This is a genomic window from Massilia sp. P2_C2 (assembly GCF_056404615.1).
This window is the reverse complement of the sequence record NZ_JBFUDR010000018.1, coordinates 22,840-39,284: the sequence shown is the minus strand read 5'-3', so window position 1 is coordinate 39,284 and position 16,445 is coordinate 22,840. Positions and strand designations below refer to the sequence as shown.

14 protein-coding genes are annotated in these 16,445 nt (G+C 66.7%); 5 read left to right on the top strand and 9 right to left on the bottom strand.

The features are described 5' to 3' along the window. Window positions 1-62 precede the first annotated feature (62 nt). Together AC1DYX_RS04040 and AC1DYX_RS04035 are read right to left on the bottom strand one after the other, a co-directional pair. Window positions 63-740: a Fe2+-dependent dioxygenase gene (locus AC1DYX_RS04040; protein ID WP_477256515.1), complete on the bottom strand. Its 678-nt coding sequence runs from the start codon at window positions 738-740 to the stop codon at window positions 63-65. A gap of 71 nt (window positions 741-811) precedes the next feature. Then, window positions 812-3,118, bottom strand: a complete 2,307-nt coding sequence (locus AC1DYX_RS04035) for a TonB-dependent receptor (protein WP_477256513.1) — start codon at window positions 3,116-3,118, stop codon at window positions 812-814. A gap of 274 nt (window positions 3,119-3,392) precedes the next feature. On the opposite strand from AC1DYX_RS04035, the gene AC1DYX_RS04030 reads away from it, so the two are divergent. Beyond that, the gene (locus AC1DYX_RS04030) at window positions 3,393-4,646 is read left to right on the top strand and encodes a DUF2863 family protein (RefSeq protein WP_477256511.1); all 1,254 of its coding nucleotides are present in this window, start codon (window positions 3,393-3,395) and stop codon (window positions 4,644-4,646) included. A gap of 102 nt (window positions 4,647-4,748) precedes the next feature. Here AC1DYX_RS04030 and AC1DYX_RS04025 read toward each other — a convergent pair whose 3' ends face one another. From AC1DYX_RS04025 to AC1DYX_RS03995, 7 genes are all read right to left on the bottom strand, one after another. Next, complete coding sequence (locus AC1DYX_RS04025; protein WP_477256509.1) at window positions 4,749-6,830, bottom strand: tetratricopeptide repeat-containing diguanylate cyclase; 2,082 nt, start codon at window positions 6,828-6,830, stop codon at window positions 4,749-4,751. Between the two features lie 107 nt (window positions 6,831-6,937). After that, window positions 6,938-8,659 (bottom strand): FAD-dependent oxidoreductase, encoded by a 1,722-nt coding sequence (locus AC1DYX_RS04020; RefSeq protein WP_477256507.1) that lies wholly within the window; start codon window positions 8,657-8,659, stop codon window positions 6,938-6,940. A 100-nt stretch (window positions 8,660-8,759) separates the two neighbouring features. Then, complete coding sequence (locus AC1DYX_RS04015) at window positions 8,760-9,956, bottom strand: acyltransferase family protein (protein WP_477256505.1); 1,197 nt, start codon at window positions 9,954-9,956, stop codon at window positions 8,760-8,762. Window positions 9,957-10,115: 159 nt separating this feature from the next. After that, a complete protein-coding gene (locus tag AC1DYX_RS04010) occupies window positions 10,116-10,592 on the bottom strand; it encodes a CYTH domain-containing protein (protein ID WP_477256503.1) in 477 nt (158 codons plus the stop codon). Between the two features lie 13 nt (window positions 10,593-10,605). Continuing rightward, window positions 10,606-11,730 carry a M14 family metallopeptidase gene (locus AC1DYX_RS04005; RefSeq protein WP_477256501.1) on the bottom strand — a complete coding sequence of 375 codons (1,125 nt, stop codon included), beginning with the start codon at window positions 11,728-11,730 and terminating at the stop codon, window positions 10,606-10,608. Window positions 11,731-11,797: 67 nt separating this feature from the next. Next, a complete protein-coding gene (locus AC1DYX_RS04000) occupies window positions 11,798-12,199 on the bottom strand; it encodes a hypothetical protein (protein WP_477256499.1) in 402 nt (133 codons plus the stop codon). A 153-nt stretch (window positions 12,200-12,352) separates the two neighbouring features. Next, window positions 12,353-12,592 carry a KGG domain-containing protein gene (locus tag AC1DYX_RS03995; protein WP_477256497.1) on the bottom strand — a complete coding sequence of 80 codons (240 nt, stop codon included), beginning with the start codon at window positions 12,590-12,592 and terminating at the stop codon, window positions 12,353-12,355. A gap of 300 nt (window positions 12,593-12,892) precedes the next feature. On the opposite strand from AC1DYX_RS03995, the gene AC1DYX_RS03990 reads away from it, so the two are divergent. The 4 genes from AC1DYX_RS03990 to AC1DYX_RS03975 all read left to right on the top strand — a co-directional run bounded on the left by AC1DYX_RS03990 (window position 12,893) and on the right by AC1DYX_RS03975 (window position 16,441). Further along, window positions 12,893-13,810 (top strand): hypothetical protein, encoded by a 918-nt coding sequence (locus AC1DYX_RS03990; RefSeq protein WP_477256495.1) that lies wholly within the window; start codon window positions 12,893-12,895, stop codon window positions 13,808-13,810. 164 nt (window positions 13,811-13,974) lie between these two features. Beyond that, window positions 13,975-14,745: an SDR family oxidoreductase gene (locus AC1DYX_RS03985; protein ID WP_477256493.1), complete on the top strand. Its 771-nt coding sequence runs from the start codon at window positions 13,975-13,977 to the stop codon at window positions 14,743-14,745. Beyond that, on the top strand, window positions 14,742-15,320 hold the full coding sequence (locus tag AC1DYX_RS03980) for a D-glycero-alpha-D-manno-heptose-1,7-bisphosphate 7-phosphatase (RefSeq protein WP_477256491.1): 579 nt from the start codon (window positions 14,742-14,744) through the stop codon (window positions 15,318-15,320). The genes AC1DYX_RS03985 and AC1DYX_RS03980 overlap by 4 nt, the downstream gene beginning before the upstream one ends. Then, entirely contained in the window at window positions 15,317-16,441 is a 1,125-nt protein-coding gene (locus AC1DYX_RS03975) for a glycosyltransferase family 9 protein (RefSeq protein ID WP_477256489.1), read from the top strand. Before AC1DYX_RS03980 ends, AC1DYX_RS03975 begins: the two co-directional genes overlap by 4 nt. Window positions 16,442-16,445: the final 4 nt, after the last annotated feature.

Below are 16,445 nucleotides of genomic sequence, written 5' to 3'. Positions count from 1 at the left end.
GCGTTCGCGTGGGCACAGGGGTGCCCACCCTACGACCCACCGTAACGCATTCGTTCGATACGTTACGTCTCAGCCCACATCCGCAACAGGTTGTGGTAATGCCCCGTCAGCGCCACCATCTCCGCGCCGTCACCATGCTGCGCGCGCAACGCCTGGATATTGGTATCGAGGTCGAACAACATCGCGCGCCTGCTGTCATCGCGCACCATGCTCTGCACCCACAGGAACGACGCCACGCGCTCGCCGCGCGTCACCGGCCTCACCTCGTGCACGCTGGACGACGGGTAGACGATCGCATCGCCCGCCGGCAGTTTCACCTCGTGCGTGCCATACGTGTCGACCACCGTCAGCTCCCCGCCATCGTATTCGGCAGGGTCGCTCAGGAACACGGTGCACGACACATCCGAACGGACGGGTGACCCGCCCCGCTGCGCGCGGATGGCGCCGTCGATGTGCAGGCCGTAGTGCTCGCCGCCCGCATAGCTGTTGAAGAACGGCGGCAGGATGCGCAGCGGCAGCACGCCTGAAAAGAACAGCGGGTTCGCCATCAGCGCGGCGCTGACGACCTGGCCCAGTTCCAGCGCAAGAGGCGAGCCTTCCGCCAGCTGGCGGTTGCGCTTGACCTGCGCGCCCTGGCTGCCTACGCTCGCGCGGCCGTCGATCCAGTCGGTCGCGCCCAGGCGCGCGCGCATCGACTTCACCTGGTCCGGACTCAATACGCCCGGGATATGCAGCATCATGATGACCTTCCTTTATGCAAAAAAGCCCTCCCCGCAATGACCGGGAGGGCTGTGTCGCGACACGCGCTACGTCAGAACTTGACGTTGGCCGACAGCGTCGCCGACCGGCCCGGCGCCACGCCGGCATAGTGCGGCGACGAGACCTTGTCGAAGTACAGCTTGTCCGTCAGGTTCTGCACGTTCAGCTGCAGGCTGATGTCCGGGGTGACGACATAGCTGGCCATCGCGTCGAAGCGGGCGAAGCCCGGCGCCCACTTGGTGTTGTTCACGTTCGCATAGACCTGCGACATCGTGTTCAGGCCCATGCCGACCGTGAAGTCCTTCGTGAAGCCATACGTGGTCCACAGCGAGGCCGAATGCTTCGGCGTGGCCGGGAAGCGGTTGCCGTTGTACGGCGAGACCACGTACACCGGCGCGGCCGTGGTGCCGACGTTCAGGTAGCCGTTGTCGGCCAGTTCCGAGTCGAGGAAGGTGTAGCCGCCGAATACGCTCCAGCGCGACGACAGCTTGCCCGAGAAGCCCAGCTCGACGCCCTTCACTTCCTTGCGGCCGACGTTCTGCGTCGTGCCGTCCGGCGCCGTCACGCGGGCATTGTTCATCGTGCTCTTGAACACGGCCGCCGTCAGCGACAGGCGTCCGCCCGGCATCACGTCCCACTTGGTGCCCAGCTCGATGTTCTTGCTGCGCTGCGGCTGCAGGTTCTGGACGGCCACGGTCAGCGCGTCCAGGCCGTCGCCGCCGTCGTTGCCCGGCGGAGTGGCCGACGTCGCATACGCCAGGTAGATGCTGCCGTTAGCCGCGGGCTTGTACACGAGGCCCGTCTGCCAGCTCCAGAAGTTGCTGTCGACGTGCGCCTGCACGGCCGCCGTCGTTGCCGTCGGAAGCGTGGTCAGCGTGGTCTGGAAGTCGTCGTAGCGCGCGCCCAGGTTGACCTGCCATTCGCGGTTGAATTCGATGGTGTCGAACGCATAGGCCGACTTCGTCTTCGTGTTCACGTGCGTCTGCGCGCCCGAGACGGTGCGGGTATAGACCCACGGATCGTACGGGTTCGGATCGACCAGCGTCGTGCAGTTGTACAGCGTGGCCGCACCCGACGTCGGGCAGGTGAAGGTACCCGTCAGCGGGTTGTTCGTGCCCGGCGTGAAGATATAGCTGCTGCGGTCCGTGGTCTCGCGGTCGAACTCGATGCCCGCGTTGTACGAGTGCCTGATGGCGGCCGTCTGCAGGTCGCCCGAGAGGCTCGTCACGTTGGTGGCAGTGCGGGTTTCCGTCACGCGGGTGTTGGCGCGGCGCCAGACGGTGCCGTACAACACGGTGTTGCCCTTCGAGTCGTCTGGCTGGGTCCAGACGTAGTCGTTGTTCGACTTGCCGTAGCGCGTGACGTTGCGCAGGGTGATGCCGTTGGCCAGCTGGTGGCGCAGGTCGATCGTGGCGATGTCGCTCTTCGTGTCGCGGAAATCGCGGTCGGCGAGGCCGTAGAACGTCGAGCGGTCGACGGCGAACGGTGTGCCGTTGCCGTTCTTCGCGACGTTGGTCCCGGTCGTGAACGGATTGTCGAACGGGATGCCGGTATCCGGGATCTCGTGCGAGGTCAGGTGGTAGACGCTGACGATGGCGCGCGTCGGCCCCGTCAGGCCGAACGTGACGGTCGGCGCGATGCCCCAGCGCTTGCCGCCGACGACGTCGCGGCCCGGCACGTCGTTCTCGTGCGCCATCACGTTCAGGCGGAAGGCGCTGTCGCTGCCGATGTTGCGGTTGATGTCGCCCGTCAGGCGGCGGTACTTGTCCGTGCCGATGCCGACGCTGGCATGGTTGAAGTCATAGGCCTGCGCCGTCCTGGTGACGAGGTTGACGCCGCCGCCGGCCGACGAGCGGCCGCCATAAGCCGAGTTCGGGCCTTTCACGACTTCGACCTGTTCCACGTCGAAGATCTCGCGCGACTGCGAACCGGAATCGCGGATGCCGTCGATGTACGTGTCCGTCTGGGCGTTGTAGCCGCGGATGAACATGTTGTCGCCGACCGGGTTGCCGCCCTCGGCCGCGCCGATGGTGATGCCGGGCACGGTGCGCAGCGCATCCGTCAGCGACGTGGCGCCCGTCTGCGAGATCACGTCGGCCGGCACGACCGTGACGGATTTCGGCGTATCGAGCAGCGGCGCGGTGAACTTGTCGTTGGCGGACATCGCCTGCTGGTTGGCACCCGTCACCTGGACGCTCGGGATCGTGGGATCGGGCGTGACGTCCGGGCCGGCATGGGCGACGGCCGGCAGCGCCAGCGACGCCAGCATGGCCAGGGCGGGCGCCGGCAGCGTGCGCGCGTGCTTGCGGCTCGTGATGAAGGAAGTACGGGAGGCTGCGACGTTGTTATTCGTGGTCATGGAATGTGGGGGCTGCTCTGCCGGGCGTCTCGTTGCGCCGTCTGGTGGCAAGAACATGAATGAGAACGATTCGCATTATGATTCCGATTATCGTTTTTGACAAGCGCTGCTCGACAAGAAATATGAAGACGACGCCGGCATGCGACGGCGCCACGTTGCCGCTGTGTTAGTGAGGTGTGGGCGAATCAACTACAATACCGGGGATAAGGGTTTATCATGACCCCCTGAACGATCCAAGAACACGCCACCCTTACCGAAAAGACTCCCCAAGCGTATGCGTCGCCCTTCCAAAGACTCACCCAAACTCTCGGCAGAAAGCCAGCGTCTCATCAGCATCAGCAATGCCATCGTGCAGGCTGCCAGCCGCGTCGAAGAACGGACCTGGGAACGCAACCTCGACGGCCAGCTGCAGAAGCTGCTCAAGGCGAACCACCAGGACAGCGTCGACGCCGCCCTCAACGTCCTGTTCAAGGGCGATCTCGCGGTGTACGACGTGCTGATGGATGGCGTCGAAGCTGTCAGCGAATCCTCGACGATGACCGAGCAGGCCGGTGACGGCACCGAGACCACGTGGCAGACCCTGCTCGTGGCCGCGCCGATCCTCGCCTGGACCCGCTTCTCGATCGCATCCGGTACGATTCCCGGCGAGATCCTGAACACACTGACGGCGCACTTCTCGGCCCACCTGCTGGCCGACGGCACGAAACTGTCGATCGCGCCGACCTTGTACTCGATCGACCAGCTGCCGCGCACCCATGCCGAGACCTATGCCCTGACGCACAAGCTCGCGCAGGCCGCCCACAAGGGCACGACCGTCAAGCCGGCCGCGCCCGGTCCGGACACGTCGCAATTCCTGGCCGATACGCGCTATCTGCTCGTGGCCGTCGTGGCGCCTGCGGGCGCCCCGCTGTTCCGCTGGCAGGAGCCGCAGCACCACATCGCCTTCGAGGCCGAGCGCGAGAACGCCCTCGAGCAGTGGCGCGCCCAGGCCGGCCCGAACATCGCGCGCCTGCTGCCGGGCTGCGGCGTCGAGCTGTTGCTGCCGGAAGCGTACTACGTGGCCTGCCGTGAAGCCGACAAGCTGATCCGCCCGGTCTCGATCCGCGCCGCCGTGCACTACCTGACGAACACGCTGGGCGTGGAACCGAACGACCTGCGCGCCGTCATCGCCGGCTTCGGCGACGAGGAGAGCGACAACCAGGTCGACGAATACCGCGTCGGTTTCACCTTGCGCCAGTCGCCGGACGTCGTGTACGGCATCGTCTGGCCCCTGTACGGCCAGGAAGACGAGGACGGCACGCCGGTGGAAGGCCCGGCCGGCGGCGGCGGACGTCCGCTGGCGCCGCTGGACGAGATCGTCAAGCACCTGAACGAGGTGGGCATCACCCACGTCAAGCGCATCGGCGAACGCTATGTGGCCGAGTACTGCGACGATTGCGGCGCCCCGCTGTTCGCCGACCCGACCGGCGAACTGGTGCATGCAGAGATGCCGGAGGATACGCCGGCGGGGAACGAGCACTTCCACTGATCGTGCTGCTGGTGGGCTCGGGGAGCCCACCCTACGGCGCTTGATCCTCGTAGGGTGGGCACCCCGTGCCCACCAAACATCGGCATATCGTTGGCATTGCCATCACTCGTGCGCGTGCGCAGGCTCCTCCACGCACACATCGCCCTGCACTACCGATAGCGTCACCCACCCGCGGCGCGATGCCTGCTGCAAATCCCGCTCGATCATCTCGAGCGTCGTGTCGGACGCCCCCGGAAAGCCGAGCACCCCGCACGCGCAGTTGCGGCCATGCGCCTTGGCCTGATACAGGGCCATGTCCGCGATGTTGACGACGCGCTCCCACGTCAGCGCCGTGTCGCCGTACGACAACGGAAAGGGGGCGAAACCGACCGAGACGGTGACCGGTACGCCCACGCCCCGCACCTCGAGCGGCTGCGCCGGGATGCCGCGCATGATGCGCTGGGCCACCTCGTCCAGGCCGTCGCGCGCAACGGCCGGCAGGAAGGCGAGGAATTCCTCGCCGCCCCAGCGCACGATCATGTCGGTCTCGCGCAAGGCGAAGCGCAGGTTGTCCGCCACCATCTTCAGCACCGTGTCGCCGGCCGCATGGCCGAGCGTGTCGTTGATGCTCTTGAAATGGTCGACGTCCAGCAGGAAGATGGCGCCCACGGTGCCACCATCGCCGCTCCGCCGCCCGTCGCCGGGCCGGTCCATGAATTCCTGGAAGTGGCGGCGGTTGTACAGCGCCGTGAGCGGGTCGAGCGCACTTTGCCGCTTCAGGCGCAGGTTCCGTTCTTCCAGTTCCGCGTTGGCGCGCCGGACTTTCCGGTAGAGCAGGCCGACGACCAGCGCCGCAAGCGCGAACGTCACGGCCAGCAGCCACCAGATATGCTGCTGCAGGCGGCGGTTGTCCAGCTCCGCTTTCGCGGCCCGGTTTTCCTGGCGCAGCGCGTCGATCCGGCGCTGCTTGTTCTCGGCCTCGTATTTCTGCTGCAGCTCCACGATGGCCTTCTGGCGCTGCGCGGCGAAGATCTTGCTGGAGAGGCTGCGCTCGCGGTTGTAGGCGTCGACGGCGCCCTTGTAGTCGCCGGCGTGCTCCAGCGCGCGTCCATACTCGCGCAGTATCGCCAGCAGCTCCGGCTCGTCACCCTGTTTTTCATAGGTGGCCAGGCCGGCCTCGAACTGCCGCTTGCCCTCGGCCAGGTGTCCCTGCCCGAGCAGTGCCTGGCCCAGGTTGACGCGGGAGGTGGCGGTGTCGTTGTTGCTCCTGACGTCGATGGCGGCCTCCAGCGCCTGCGCGGCCCAGGTCTCGGCCTCGTGGAACCGGCCCTCCTTCAGGTAGCAATCCGAGAGGTTGACGAGCGTGGTCGCCCGTCTCTGGCGCGCGCCCATGCGGGATTCGAGCTCGAGTTCCTCGAACAGGGCGCGCCGGCCCCGCTCGAAGTCTTTTTGCTCGACGGCCAGCGCGTACTCGTCGCTCAGCGCCGTCGCGATGGCTCCCGGCGCCGCCATCTTCCTGGCGAGGAGAAGCGATTCCTGCTGAGTCTCCGCGCCCTTGTCGAGGTCGCCCATGTTCAGATACAGCAACACCAACACGTGCAGCGCGCCCGCCAACGGTGCGGTGTCGCCCCTGATCTGGCGCGCCATGTCGACGGCGGCATGCAATTTCGCCAGCGCCGCCGGGTAATCGCCTTCCTCTTCGAACGCATGGCCGGCCGCGACGGTCGCCAGTACTTTCGTCGGGATGTCGTTGGTCGTCAGGGCGACGCGTTCCGCCTCGAACGACGCGGCATGGGACGCCGCCAGGTCCTCCCGCAGGTAAAGCGTATTGGCGCGCCCGACCAGGCCTTTCGCCAATGCCACGTTGTCGTTGTTCCGCTTGCCATATTCGACCAACTGGTCCGCCAGGGTCAGCGCACGCGCCAGGTCGCCGATGCCGCGCTCGGCAGTGCTGTAGAAATACAGGAAGTCGACCCGCAACGGCGCCGGCGCCGTGCCCATGCTCAGCTCCATGGCGCGCAGCTGCTTCGACGCCTGGTCCGGCACGAAGCGGGCCATGGCGCCGGCCTCGTACAAGCGGCGGGCCAGCGCCGCGTCGTCGCCCAGGGCGATGCGTGGACACAGCAGCAGCGCGACGGCGCAACAATGCAAGACCGTCGCACGGACCGCAAGAATGCTGGGTTGTGACAGGTTGGAATATGCCATCGGGTTCCTCGGACCAGGTCGCACGACGTGCGGCCACTTGTCCGAGCATTATGCCCGCTGTCAACTAGAAGGTTCAAGCAACGCGCTTGCCTCGTATGCGCCACCGCTCAGTGTCGGGCAAGCGCGGCCAGATAAGCGTGGATCTGCGCCACCGCCGCCGCCCCCTCCCCCGCCGCGGCCGCCACGCGCTTGGTCGACCCGGCCCGCAGGTCGCCCACCGCGAAGACGCCATCGACGCTCGTCTCCAGCGGCCGCGCGCCATGTTCGGAGCGCGTGTCCGCGCCGGTCATCACAAAACCCTTGTCGTCCAGCTCGACACCGCACTCGTCCAGCCAGTCGCTGTTCGGATCGGCGCCGATGAACAGGAACAGCCGCCGCACGGCGAACATACGCTCGTCGCCACTGTCGTTGCCATTGCTGCGGCCGCGGCAACGCACGTGCGTGAGGCCATTCTCGTCGCCCTGCAGCCCGACGATCTCGCGCCGGGCATGCAGGTGAATGTTGGGCGTGGCCGCGATGCGCTCGATGAGGTAGCTCGACATCGTCGCCTCCAGCCCCGGCCCGCGCACCAGCAAGTGCACCTCCGACGCATGCGCGGCAAGAAACACGGCGGCCTGCCCCGCCGAATTGCCGCCGCCGACGAGGACGACGGGCTCGTTGCGGCACAGCCGGGCTTCCACCGGCGAGGCCCAGTAATACACGCCGCGGCCTTCGTAGCTGGCGAGATCGGGCAGCTCCGGCTTGCGGTAGCGTGCCCCCGACGCCAGCACGACGGTGCGCGCCTTCAGGCACGTGCCGTCGTCCAGTTCCACCTTGAGCGGCCGTTCGTGGCACAGCAGCCGGGTGGCCTGGGCCGGGATCGCGACCTCGGCGCCGAATTTCAGCGCCTGCACGTACGAGCGGCCGGCCAGCGCGCGGCCGGAGATGCCCGTCGGGAAGCCGAGGAAGTTCTCGATGCGCGCGCTCGCGCCCGCCTGCCCGCCATACGCGCGCTGGTCCAATACCATCACGCGCAAGCCTTCCGACGCGGCGTACACGGCCGTGGCGAGGCCGGACGGACCGGCGCCGACGACGAGCACGTCGAACACGGCATCGCGCTCGATGCGGGGCAAGGTGCCGAGGCAGCGGCCGACCTCGGCCAGGGTCGGGTTCTTCAGCACGAAGCCGTCCGGCAGCGCCACCAGTGGCCAGTCGGACGGATTGCGCCAGTGCTCGCGCACGAGCTGGGCCGCTTCCGGGTCCGTGTCCGGATCACGCCTTGTGTACGGGTAGGCATTCCGCGACAGAAAATTCTCCAGCTCGAACAGGCCGGCATGCGCGGGCGGACCGATGAGGATGGGGCCACCCGGCTTATTGCTGATCAATTGCACGCGACGGAGGATGAACGCCCGCATCAGGCGCTCGCCCAGCTCCGCCTCGGCCACGATGACGGCGCGCAGACACTCCGCATCGAGCACGAGGGCTTCCAGGTCACCCACGGCGACGCCATCCGCGAGCGGCGGCCGGCCGGACAGCTGGGCCACTTCGCCGCTGAACTGGCCGGGACCGTACTCCACGACCTCCACGCGCTTGCCGAGCGCATCCGTCCGGCTGCACAGCAGGCGCCCCGCCAGCACGACGACCATGCCCGGCGAATCGACGCAGGCGCGGAACACGGTGGCGCCATCCGGCCAGCTTCGGCATGTGCCGAAGCGGCGCATGCGTTGTATGTCGTCGGCGGAGAGGACGGGATAGATCTGGTGGCCGCGCGTGGCCAGGTCGATGGCGGCGCGCGCTTCGGAATCGGGGACGAGACTTTCGGGGATCAGTTCAGGGACGTGTTCGGACATGGTCGGCGGCCTCGTGTTTCGCTGCGTGGTTGAAATGACTCCGAACCCGCATGGTAACGCAACCACGCGCCGTTTGGACTGGTCCAAGGACGGGTTTGGGTCAGGGTCGCGAGGGGACGAACGTGAACCGCCGTTTCAGCCGCAGGAATGGCATCTCGACCGTACGATACAGTACCGAGGCAACGACCACCGTCGCGGCAAAGGCGAGCACCGCGCCGACATCGTCGCGCCAGGCATCCAGGCCGGCGCCGGCGCAGACCTGGGCCAGCCAGGGCTTGAACTGGTCGTACACGAGCCAGAAAAAGAAAATATGGATCAGGTACAGGCCATACGAAATGCGGCCGAGGTAGATCAGCGGCCCGGGCAGGAAGCGGCGCGGCATGCCGAGCATGGCGACGAGCATCAATGCCGCGCCCCCCAGCACGAGAGGCCAGCCCAGCAGGCTCTGGGCCACGGTGGAGTGGGGAAAATCGGCCTTGATCCCGCACACGATGGACGCGACCAGCCACAGGCCGACCGCACAGGCCAGCAGCCCCACCCGGACGGCGACATGCCATTCGGGTTGGCGGCCGCGCAGCGCCAGCGCGAGCAGCATGCCGCCCGCGAAAAACTGGAAGTGGACGAAGCTGTTGGTCCACTGCCCGCTGAAGCCGGAGTGGGGCGTGAATCCGCGCGCATAGTAGACGATGACGGCGTACGACACGGCCAGCACGACGACGTTGACCGCGACGAGCGTACGCCGGCCGAGCAAGGCGAGCCAGGGAATGGCGATGTAGAACTGCTCCTCGACCGAGAGACTCCACATCGGGTTGACAGGGTATTCGATCCAGTCGTTGAACGTGATGTACCAGTTCCCGGCAAACAGCATGAAGAACATCCACTTCGTCGGCGAATCGGCACCGGCGCCAGGCAGGACATGGTTCAGCAGCACCAACCCGAAAAAGACGAGGAAATAGAGGGGCCAGATCCGCAATATCCGCCTGGCGTAGAAGGCGCGCACGTCGATGCGGCCGGTCGCGCCCCGTTCCCGTTCCAGCAGTTCGGTGATCAGGAAGGCGCTGAGGAAGAAAAACACCGGGACGCCGTAGACGCCGATCTGCGCAAGCGCATGGAACCACGGGTGCTGCGCCCGGTCGATCGGCGCCAGGTCGGTGCGATGCGTGATGAATACGAACAGGAACGCGATGAAGCGGAGCACGTCCAGTTCGGGACGATAATACCTCGGTGCCGCATGCGGGCCAGGGCCATGCCCGTCGCGTGATTCCGGCTTATCGAGTGTCGTATGGGCGTCGCGCATGCTGGTTTCCCTTTTCCTTTCCCCGCGTCTGCCCGGATTCAGGCGGCGCTGCGAAGGTCGATTGTAGAGAGAACCAGTTTTGACACTTATCACTATTGCCATTAAAAATAAAAAAAATGGCATCCCGGGATGAATATCGGTTGCGCTTCTATTGAAACGTCATGCACTACCCGGCCACTGCGAATACGGCATCCGGATCAGGCTGGAGTTGTAGTAGCGCTTGTCGCCGGTGACCTCGGCGCCGATCCAGTCCGGCTTGTCGAACGCCTCGTCCTCGGCAGCCAGCTCGATCTCCGCCACGACCAGCCCGGCGTTCAGGCCGAGGAATTCGTCCACTTCCCACGTATGGCCGGCATGCGCGATGCGGTGGCGGATCTTCTCGACCTGCGGCTGCTCGCACAGGCCGTCCAGCAGCTCGGTTGCGTCCGGCACGGGAATCTCGTATTCCCACTCGCCGCGACTGGCGCCGGCGCTCTTGCCCTTGATGGTGATGACGGCCCGCTCGCCCTCGATGCGCACGCGCACCGTGCGCACGGGATCGGCCACCAGGTAACCCTGGCGCATGTGCGTCGGGGTGCCCTGCCCGCGCCAGCCTTCATTGGCCAGCAGGAACTTGCGTTCGATTTCGATGCCCATGCGCTCTCCTCGCTCAATCGTCCAGCGATTGCAGGATCGGCTGCAGGATGGCCGCGCCGAGCGCGCTGCTGCGCGCGCCGTTCCAGCCGGTGTACGGGTCGGGCAGGTTGGCATTGTCCTTGAACGGCATCTCCAGGGTCAGCGACAGGCATTTGAACGTGTGGCCGATGTATTTCGAGGCCAGCGTCAGCAGTTCCTCGTTGTACTTGCTGGCCGCATAGCCATAGACATTCTGGAAGTCCGGGCTGGCGGCCATGTAGCGCTCGATGAAGGCGTTCTGGGCGGCCAGGCGGTCCGGCGTGAAGTCGGCCAGCATCTCGCAGCCCGCCACGAAGTTGTACGGCAGCGCCTCGTCGCCGTGGATGTCGAAGAACATGTCGACGCCCGTCTCGTGGATCCTGTTCTTCACGCACAGCACTTCCGGGCTGCGCTCGGGCGACGGCGTCATCCATTCGCGGTTCAGGTTCGCGCCCGCTGCATTGGTACGCAGGTTCCCGCGCACCGAGCCATCCGGATTCATGTTCGGCACGACGTAGAACACGGCGCGTTGCAGGAGCTTGCGCGACACGGGATTGGCATTGTCGAGCAGCGCATCCATCATGCCCTCGACGAACCATTCGGCCATCGTCTCGCCCGGATGCTGGCGCGCGATCACCCAGATCTTCTTCTCGGCCTGCGGATTGCCGATCACGACGAGGTTCATGTCGCGGCCGTCGACGGTCGTGCCGATGTCGTGCACGCGTGCGATCGGGTTCTCGGCCACTTCACCGAGCAGGCGCAGGTGACGCTCCCACGTGTAGGGCTCGAAATAGGCGTAATAAATGCTGTCCAGCTCGGGTGTGTGGTTGACGGTCATCACCTGGCCGTCGAACGACGTGGGCACGCGGAACCAGTTCTCGGTGTCGTAGCTCGCCGCCACCTGGTAGCCCTCGAAGCCCTTCGGATACGTCGCCTGGCCCGCGTTCAGGAAGCGCATCGTGCACGCATGGCCGCGCGCGCCCTGCAGGCGGAAGTGGAACCACTGGTGGATGTCGGCTGAAGAATCGCGGCGCAGCTTGAGGTCGATCTGGCGCGGGTCGGTGGCCTCCACGACGTCGATCGCACCGGAATCGAACAGCTGGCTGATCTTGATGGGCATGGGCGGGTTCCTTGATTAACACTCGAAGACCGCATGATAGCCGAGCCCACGCCCGCCTGGTTGCCGCTTATGCGTCGAGGTCGATCAAGTCCTTGCTGTAGGCCAGCATGATCTGGCGCATCAGCTCGACGTTGCTGCGGTCGAGGACGACGGTCAGGTCCGGCTTGCGGTCGAGGTTGTACGTCATGCTGATCTTGCCCGGCAAGACCTTGCACTGCACCGTGAACGCGCGCGGGATGTTCGGGTTGTCCCAGTCCCACTGCGTGATCTGCGGGCCGGCCGGCGGCGGCTGCAGCGTCGGATCCTGGTTGACCGGCAGATGCTTGAGGAGCCAGAACACGACCGACGCCGGCACGAACACGGCGACATCGCTCGCACCGTGTGCGGAGAACTTGGTCAGCAGGAGATTGCCGACCCGGTCGCACGACATGGACATGCTCTTGACTTGACGAATGACCGCTGATTTCACGACGAATTCCTATGGGCTAAGTGATTGAAAGCCCGAAGATTTTACCCCATCCCCCGTAGAAATTGTGTTAAAGAAATGCAAAACGGGGAGCCCCGCTCCCCGTGTCGAACCTTCGCCAGGGGGACGGTGCCGCCACCGTCCTGCCCGCGACGATTATTGCTTGTTGCCCTTGGACGAGCTGCGCGACGAACCCGAACCCGATTGGCGGTTGCCATGGCTCATGCTGCCGGCACGGCGTGCCTCTTCCGACGTGAACTCGTGGGCGGTGCCCTTCTGGTGGGCGGCCTTGCCGCCCTCGCTGGCGATCTGGCGCTGACGCTCCGGATCCATCGATGCGAAACCGCGGTTCTTGGTACCGCCACTCTGTTTATTGCCCTGATTGCTGGATGCCATGGTTCTCTCCTCGTTACAGTTGAAACCGCCGCGTCCTGCGGCAGGCCTGCCGACTCCCATCGGGTACGCCGTTGAGCGTTCGGACCGAGACATCTTAGGCATGCCGATTGGATGAGACTATAGGAGCATTTCAGATGACTTTGTAGGACAATGTGAGACAGAAAATGCAATATTGAAATATTACTTCCGGTAGTAAATGACTCTTCAGTATTCGTCCTACATATACCCGGTGCGTCTTCCTATACTGAAGCGACGTTTGGACGCGCATCATGCGTTGTTCAAGCCCGCAAGGAGACGATCATGGACGCGAACCAACGCAGCGAAGCGAACAACCAGACGAACAACGGCGCCAACGAAAAATGGACGCGCGGCTCCGAAGGCGCCAGCGCCGACTGCGGCCAGCCCCTCGACCACACCTATCCGCAAGGCATCGGCGTGCAGCAGCAGGGCAACCAGCAGCGCGACATCATGGGTACCCAACAGAGCGGCGCAGTCTCGGGCATGGGCGGCCGCGCGAGCGGCGACGACGCCGGCATCCCCGGCGGCTCGATGGATACCCAGATCAACGGCGGCTCCGGCGCGGTGCAAGGCATCACGGACAGCCACCAGCGCCAGATGGAACAGAAATCCGGCGCCTACGGCCTGCTGGAACAGCCCGTCGGACATCGTCCGAAAGACTCGGGCGTGGACCTGAGCCGGGAACGCGACATGCACCGCGACGCCGTGCGCGGCAACCTGCAGGCGTCCACCCATATGCAGGGGGGCGGCATGCACGGCCCGCGCAGCGAACTGCCGAAGCAGCCGCCGGGCGGCTCGATGGGCAACCGCCAGTCGGGCACGCCGTCGACGCGGGGCGGCGGCATGCCGGGCCCGGGCGCGCACACCGGCAGCAGCGCCGGCAACCTGGGCGGCCAGGAAGCCCAGCGCGGCAATACGCAGCTGGACGTGAGCGGCTCGCGCTCGATGGCGAACCAGAATTCCGACGCCGCCGGCGTGCACCAGTCGAACGACGTGGCCGGCGGCCTGCCGCGCTCGCCGGGCAACACGGGCGCCGACAGCAGCGACCGCCACGGCTCGCAGACCGGTTCGCACGACGGCCCACCGGTGCACGACTCGAACGATGCCGCCGGCGGCTATCCGCGCAGCCCGGGCTTTTCCAACAAGCTGCACGGTGACGACAACATGGACGACGACACCGGCTTCAAGCGCAAGCCGTAATCCGTTCCGCGCAGCCCGCCCGCGGGCTGCGCCCCTTCTGTTCTTGATCCAGATTCAAGCTCCGGACAGCTTCCGGAACCCTGCCATTCTTCTCCCGGTCGAATCCGTCGCGTTGCCTTCGTCCCGCTTCGCATGACGCGACCTGACCAACCCTGGGAGCCAGCATGGCCGACCTCGACATCTCCACCGCAGCACACCCAACCCACGCGCATCCGGCCCTGCAGGGCAAGGTCGCGCTCGTCACGGGCGCCGCCAGCGGGCTGGGCGCCGCGCTGGCCGCCATGCTGGCCCAGGAGGGCTGTGACATCGTCGCGGCCGACATCCGCGCCGATGCGCTGCAGGCGTGCATGCCGGCGCTGCTGGCCCATGGCGTGCGCGCCAGGGCGCTCGCGCTCGACGTCGGCCACCCGGGCGCCGCGCGCGCCGCCGTCGAGCGCTGCATCGCGACGATGGGGCGGCTCGACATTCTCGTCAACAACGCCGGTACCGATATCACCCTGCCCGTGTCCGAACTGTCCGAACAGGCGTGGCTGCGCGTCATCGACACCAACCTGAACGGTCCGTTCCTGCTGGCCAAGCACGCCGCCGCGCAGATGCGCCGGCAGGGCGCCGGCGACATCGTCAACGTCGCCTCCACAGCGGCCACGCGCGCCTGGCCGAACGCCAGCGCCTATCACGCCAGCAAATGGGGCCTGCTGGGCCTGTCGCACGCGCTGCATGCCGAGCTGCGGCCGCACGGGATCCGCGTCACGGCCGTCGTCGCGGGCGGCATGCGCACGCCGTTCCTGCTCGAGCGCTTCCCCGACCTCGACCCCACCCGGCTCCAGGATCCCACGAGCGTCGCCCTCGCCATCCGGCACGCGCTGCTGCTGCCGCGCGAAAGCGTGATCGCGGAACTGACCGTCCTGCCCGTGCACGAAACTTCCTGGCCATGAAAGCCGCGCATTTGAAAGCCGTATTCCTCGACAAGGACGGCACGCTCGTTGACGACGTGCCAAACAGCGTCGAACCGGAACGCGTCACTCTGTGCCGCGGCGCCGGTCCCGCGCTGCGCCTGCTGGTGCGGCTGGGCTACCGCCTGTTCGTCGTCACCAACGAGCCCGGCATCGCATTCGGCCACTTCGCCGCCGCGGCGATGGAAATCGTCAGCGGCCGCCTGCGCGACCTGCTGCTGCGCGAGCAGCTGGCACTCGACGGCTTTTATTTTTGCCCGCATCACCCGGAAGGCACGGTGACGCCGTGGGCCGCCGCATGCCATTGCCGCAAGCCGCTGCCGGGCCTGTTGCTGAAGGCGGCGCACGACTATGGCATCGACCTGCGTGCGTCGTGGATGGTGGGCGACATCCTGCACGACGTCGAGGCCGGCAACCGCGCTGGCTGCCGCACGATCCTCATCGACAATGGCAACGAGACGGAATGGCGGCTGGGCCCGCGCCGCGTGCCGACGCGCATGGCGCCCGACCTGTACACGGCCGCCGTGCTGATCGCCAGCCATGGAGATCCAGCGTGACCGCCCCATGGCAACAGGCCCGGCGCATCCTCTGCGTGCGCCTCGATTCGCTCGGCGATGTGCTGATGTGCACCCCGGCCATGCGCGCACTGCGCCAGGGGGTGCCCGGCCGCACCCTGACCCTGCTCGGCTCGCCATCCGGCGCCGCTGCCCTGCCCTTCATCCCGGAACTGATTGACGCCATCGCATGGGAGGCGCCGTGGTCGAACTGCGCGCCCGTACCGACTATGCACACGGATGGACTGGCGCTGGTCGCCACGCTCGCCGCACGCGGCTTCGACGCCGCCGTGATCTTCACCACGTACACGCAAAGCGCGCTGCCGGCCGCGCTACTGTGCCAGCTGGCCGGCATCCCGCTGCGCCTGGCCCATTGCCGCGAGAATCCCTATGGCCTGCTGACCGACTGGATCCCCGATCCCGAGCCGGCCGCCATCGTGCGGCACGAGGTGCAACGCCAGCTGGCCCTCGTGCAACGGGTCGGATGCCGCAGCCCCGCACCCGGGCTGTCGTTCATCCCGCGGCCGACCGACGTCGTCTCGACACGGACGCGCCTCGGTGCCGCCGGCATCGATCCGGACCGGCCCTATCTCCTGCTGCACCCGGGCGCCAGCGCCGCGTCGCGCCGCTATCCGTCCGGACACTGGGCGCAGTTGCTGCGCCTGCTGGCGCACGATCCGCAACTGCCGCTGGTCCTCACGGGCAATGCGGCGGAAAGCGAACTGGTCGACCAGATCCAGTTCGCGAGCGCCGTGCCCGCCATCTCGCTCGCAGGCCGGTTGACCTTGGGCGAACTGGGCGCGGCGCTGCAACTCGCGGCCGTCGTCGTGACCAACAACACCGGACCGGCCCACATGGCCGCCGCCGTGGGCACACCGGTGGTCGACCTGTATGCGCTGACCAATCCCCAGCACACGCCGTGGCACGTGCGCAGCCGCGTCCTGTTCCACGACGTGCCTTGCCGCTTCTGCTACAAGAGCACGTGTCCGGAAGGCCATCAGGCCTGTCTCGCCGGGGTCGCGCCCGAACGCGTCGCCGCCGCCGTGCGCGAGCTGCTGGGCACGGCGCGACCGTCCGCGACGGTTGCGCCGGCCGCCACGCCGGACGCCCCCGTGTCCACCTGACCGG

Bases quoted from the DNA above. Each gene is read 5' to 3' on its own strand.
- AC1DYX_RS04040 (WP_477256515.1), bottom strand. From the start codon at position 740: ATGATGCTGCATATCCCGGGCGTATTGAGTCCGGACCAGGTGAAGTCG.
- AC1DYX_RS04035 (WP_477256513.1), bottom strand. From the start codon at position 3,118: ATGACCACGAATAACAACGTCGCAGCCTCCCGTACTTCCTTCATCACG.
- AC1DYX_RS04030 (WP_477256511.1), top strand. From the start codon at position 3,393: ATGCGTCGCCCTTCCAAAGACTCACCCAAACTCTCGGCAGAAAGCCAG.
- AC1DYX_RS04025 (WP_477256509.1), bottom strand. From the start codon at position 6,830: ATGGCATATTCCAACCTGTCACAACCCAGCATTCTTGCGGTCCGTGCG.
- AC1DYX_RS04020 (WP_477256507.1), bottom strand. From the start codon at position 8,659: ATGTCCGAACACGTCCCTGAACTGATCCCCGAAAGTCTCGTCCCCGAT.
- AC1DYX_RS04015 (WP_477256505.1), bottom strand. From the start codon at position 9,956: ATGCGCGACGCCCATACGACACTCGATAAGCCGGAATCACGCGACGGG.
- AC1DYX_RS04010 (WP_477256503.1), bottom strand. From the start codon at position 10,592: ATGGGCATCGAAATCGAACGCAAGTTCCTGCTGGCCAATGAAGGCTGG.
- AC1DYX_RS04005 (WP_477256501.1), bottom strand. From the start codon at position 11,730: ATGCCCATCAAGATCAGCCAGCTGTTCGATTCCGGTGCGATCGACGTC.
- AC1DYX_RS03995 (WP_477256497.1), bottom strand. From the start codon at position 12,592: ATGGCATCCAGCAATCAGGGCAATAAACAGAGTGGCGGTACCAAGAAC.
- AC1DYX_RS03990 (WP_477256495.1), top strand. From the start codon at position 12,893: ATGGACGCGAACCAACGCAGCGAAGCGAACAACCAGACGAACAACGGC.
- AC1DYX_RS03985 (WP_477256493.1), top strand. From the start codon at position 13,975: ATGGCCGACCTCGACATCTCCACCGCAGCACACCCAACCCACGCGCAT.
- AC1DYX_RS03980 (WP_477256491.1), top strand. From the start codon at position 14,742: ATGAAAGCCGCGCATTTGAAAGCCGTATTCCTCGACAAGGACGGCACG.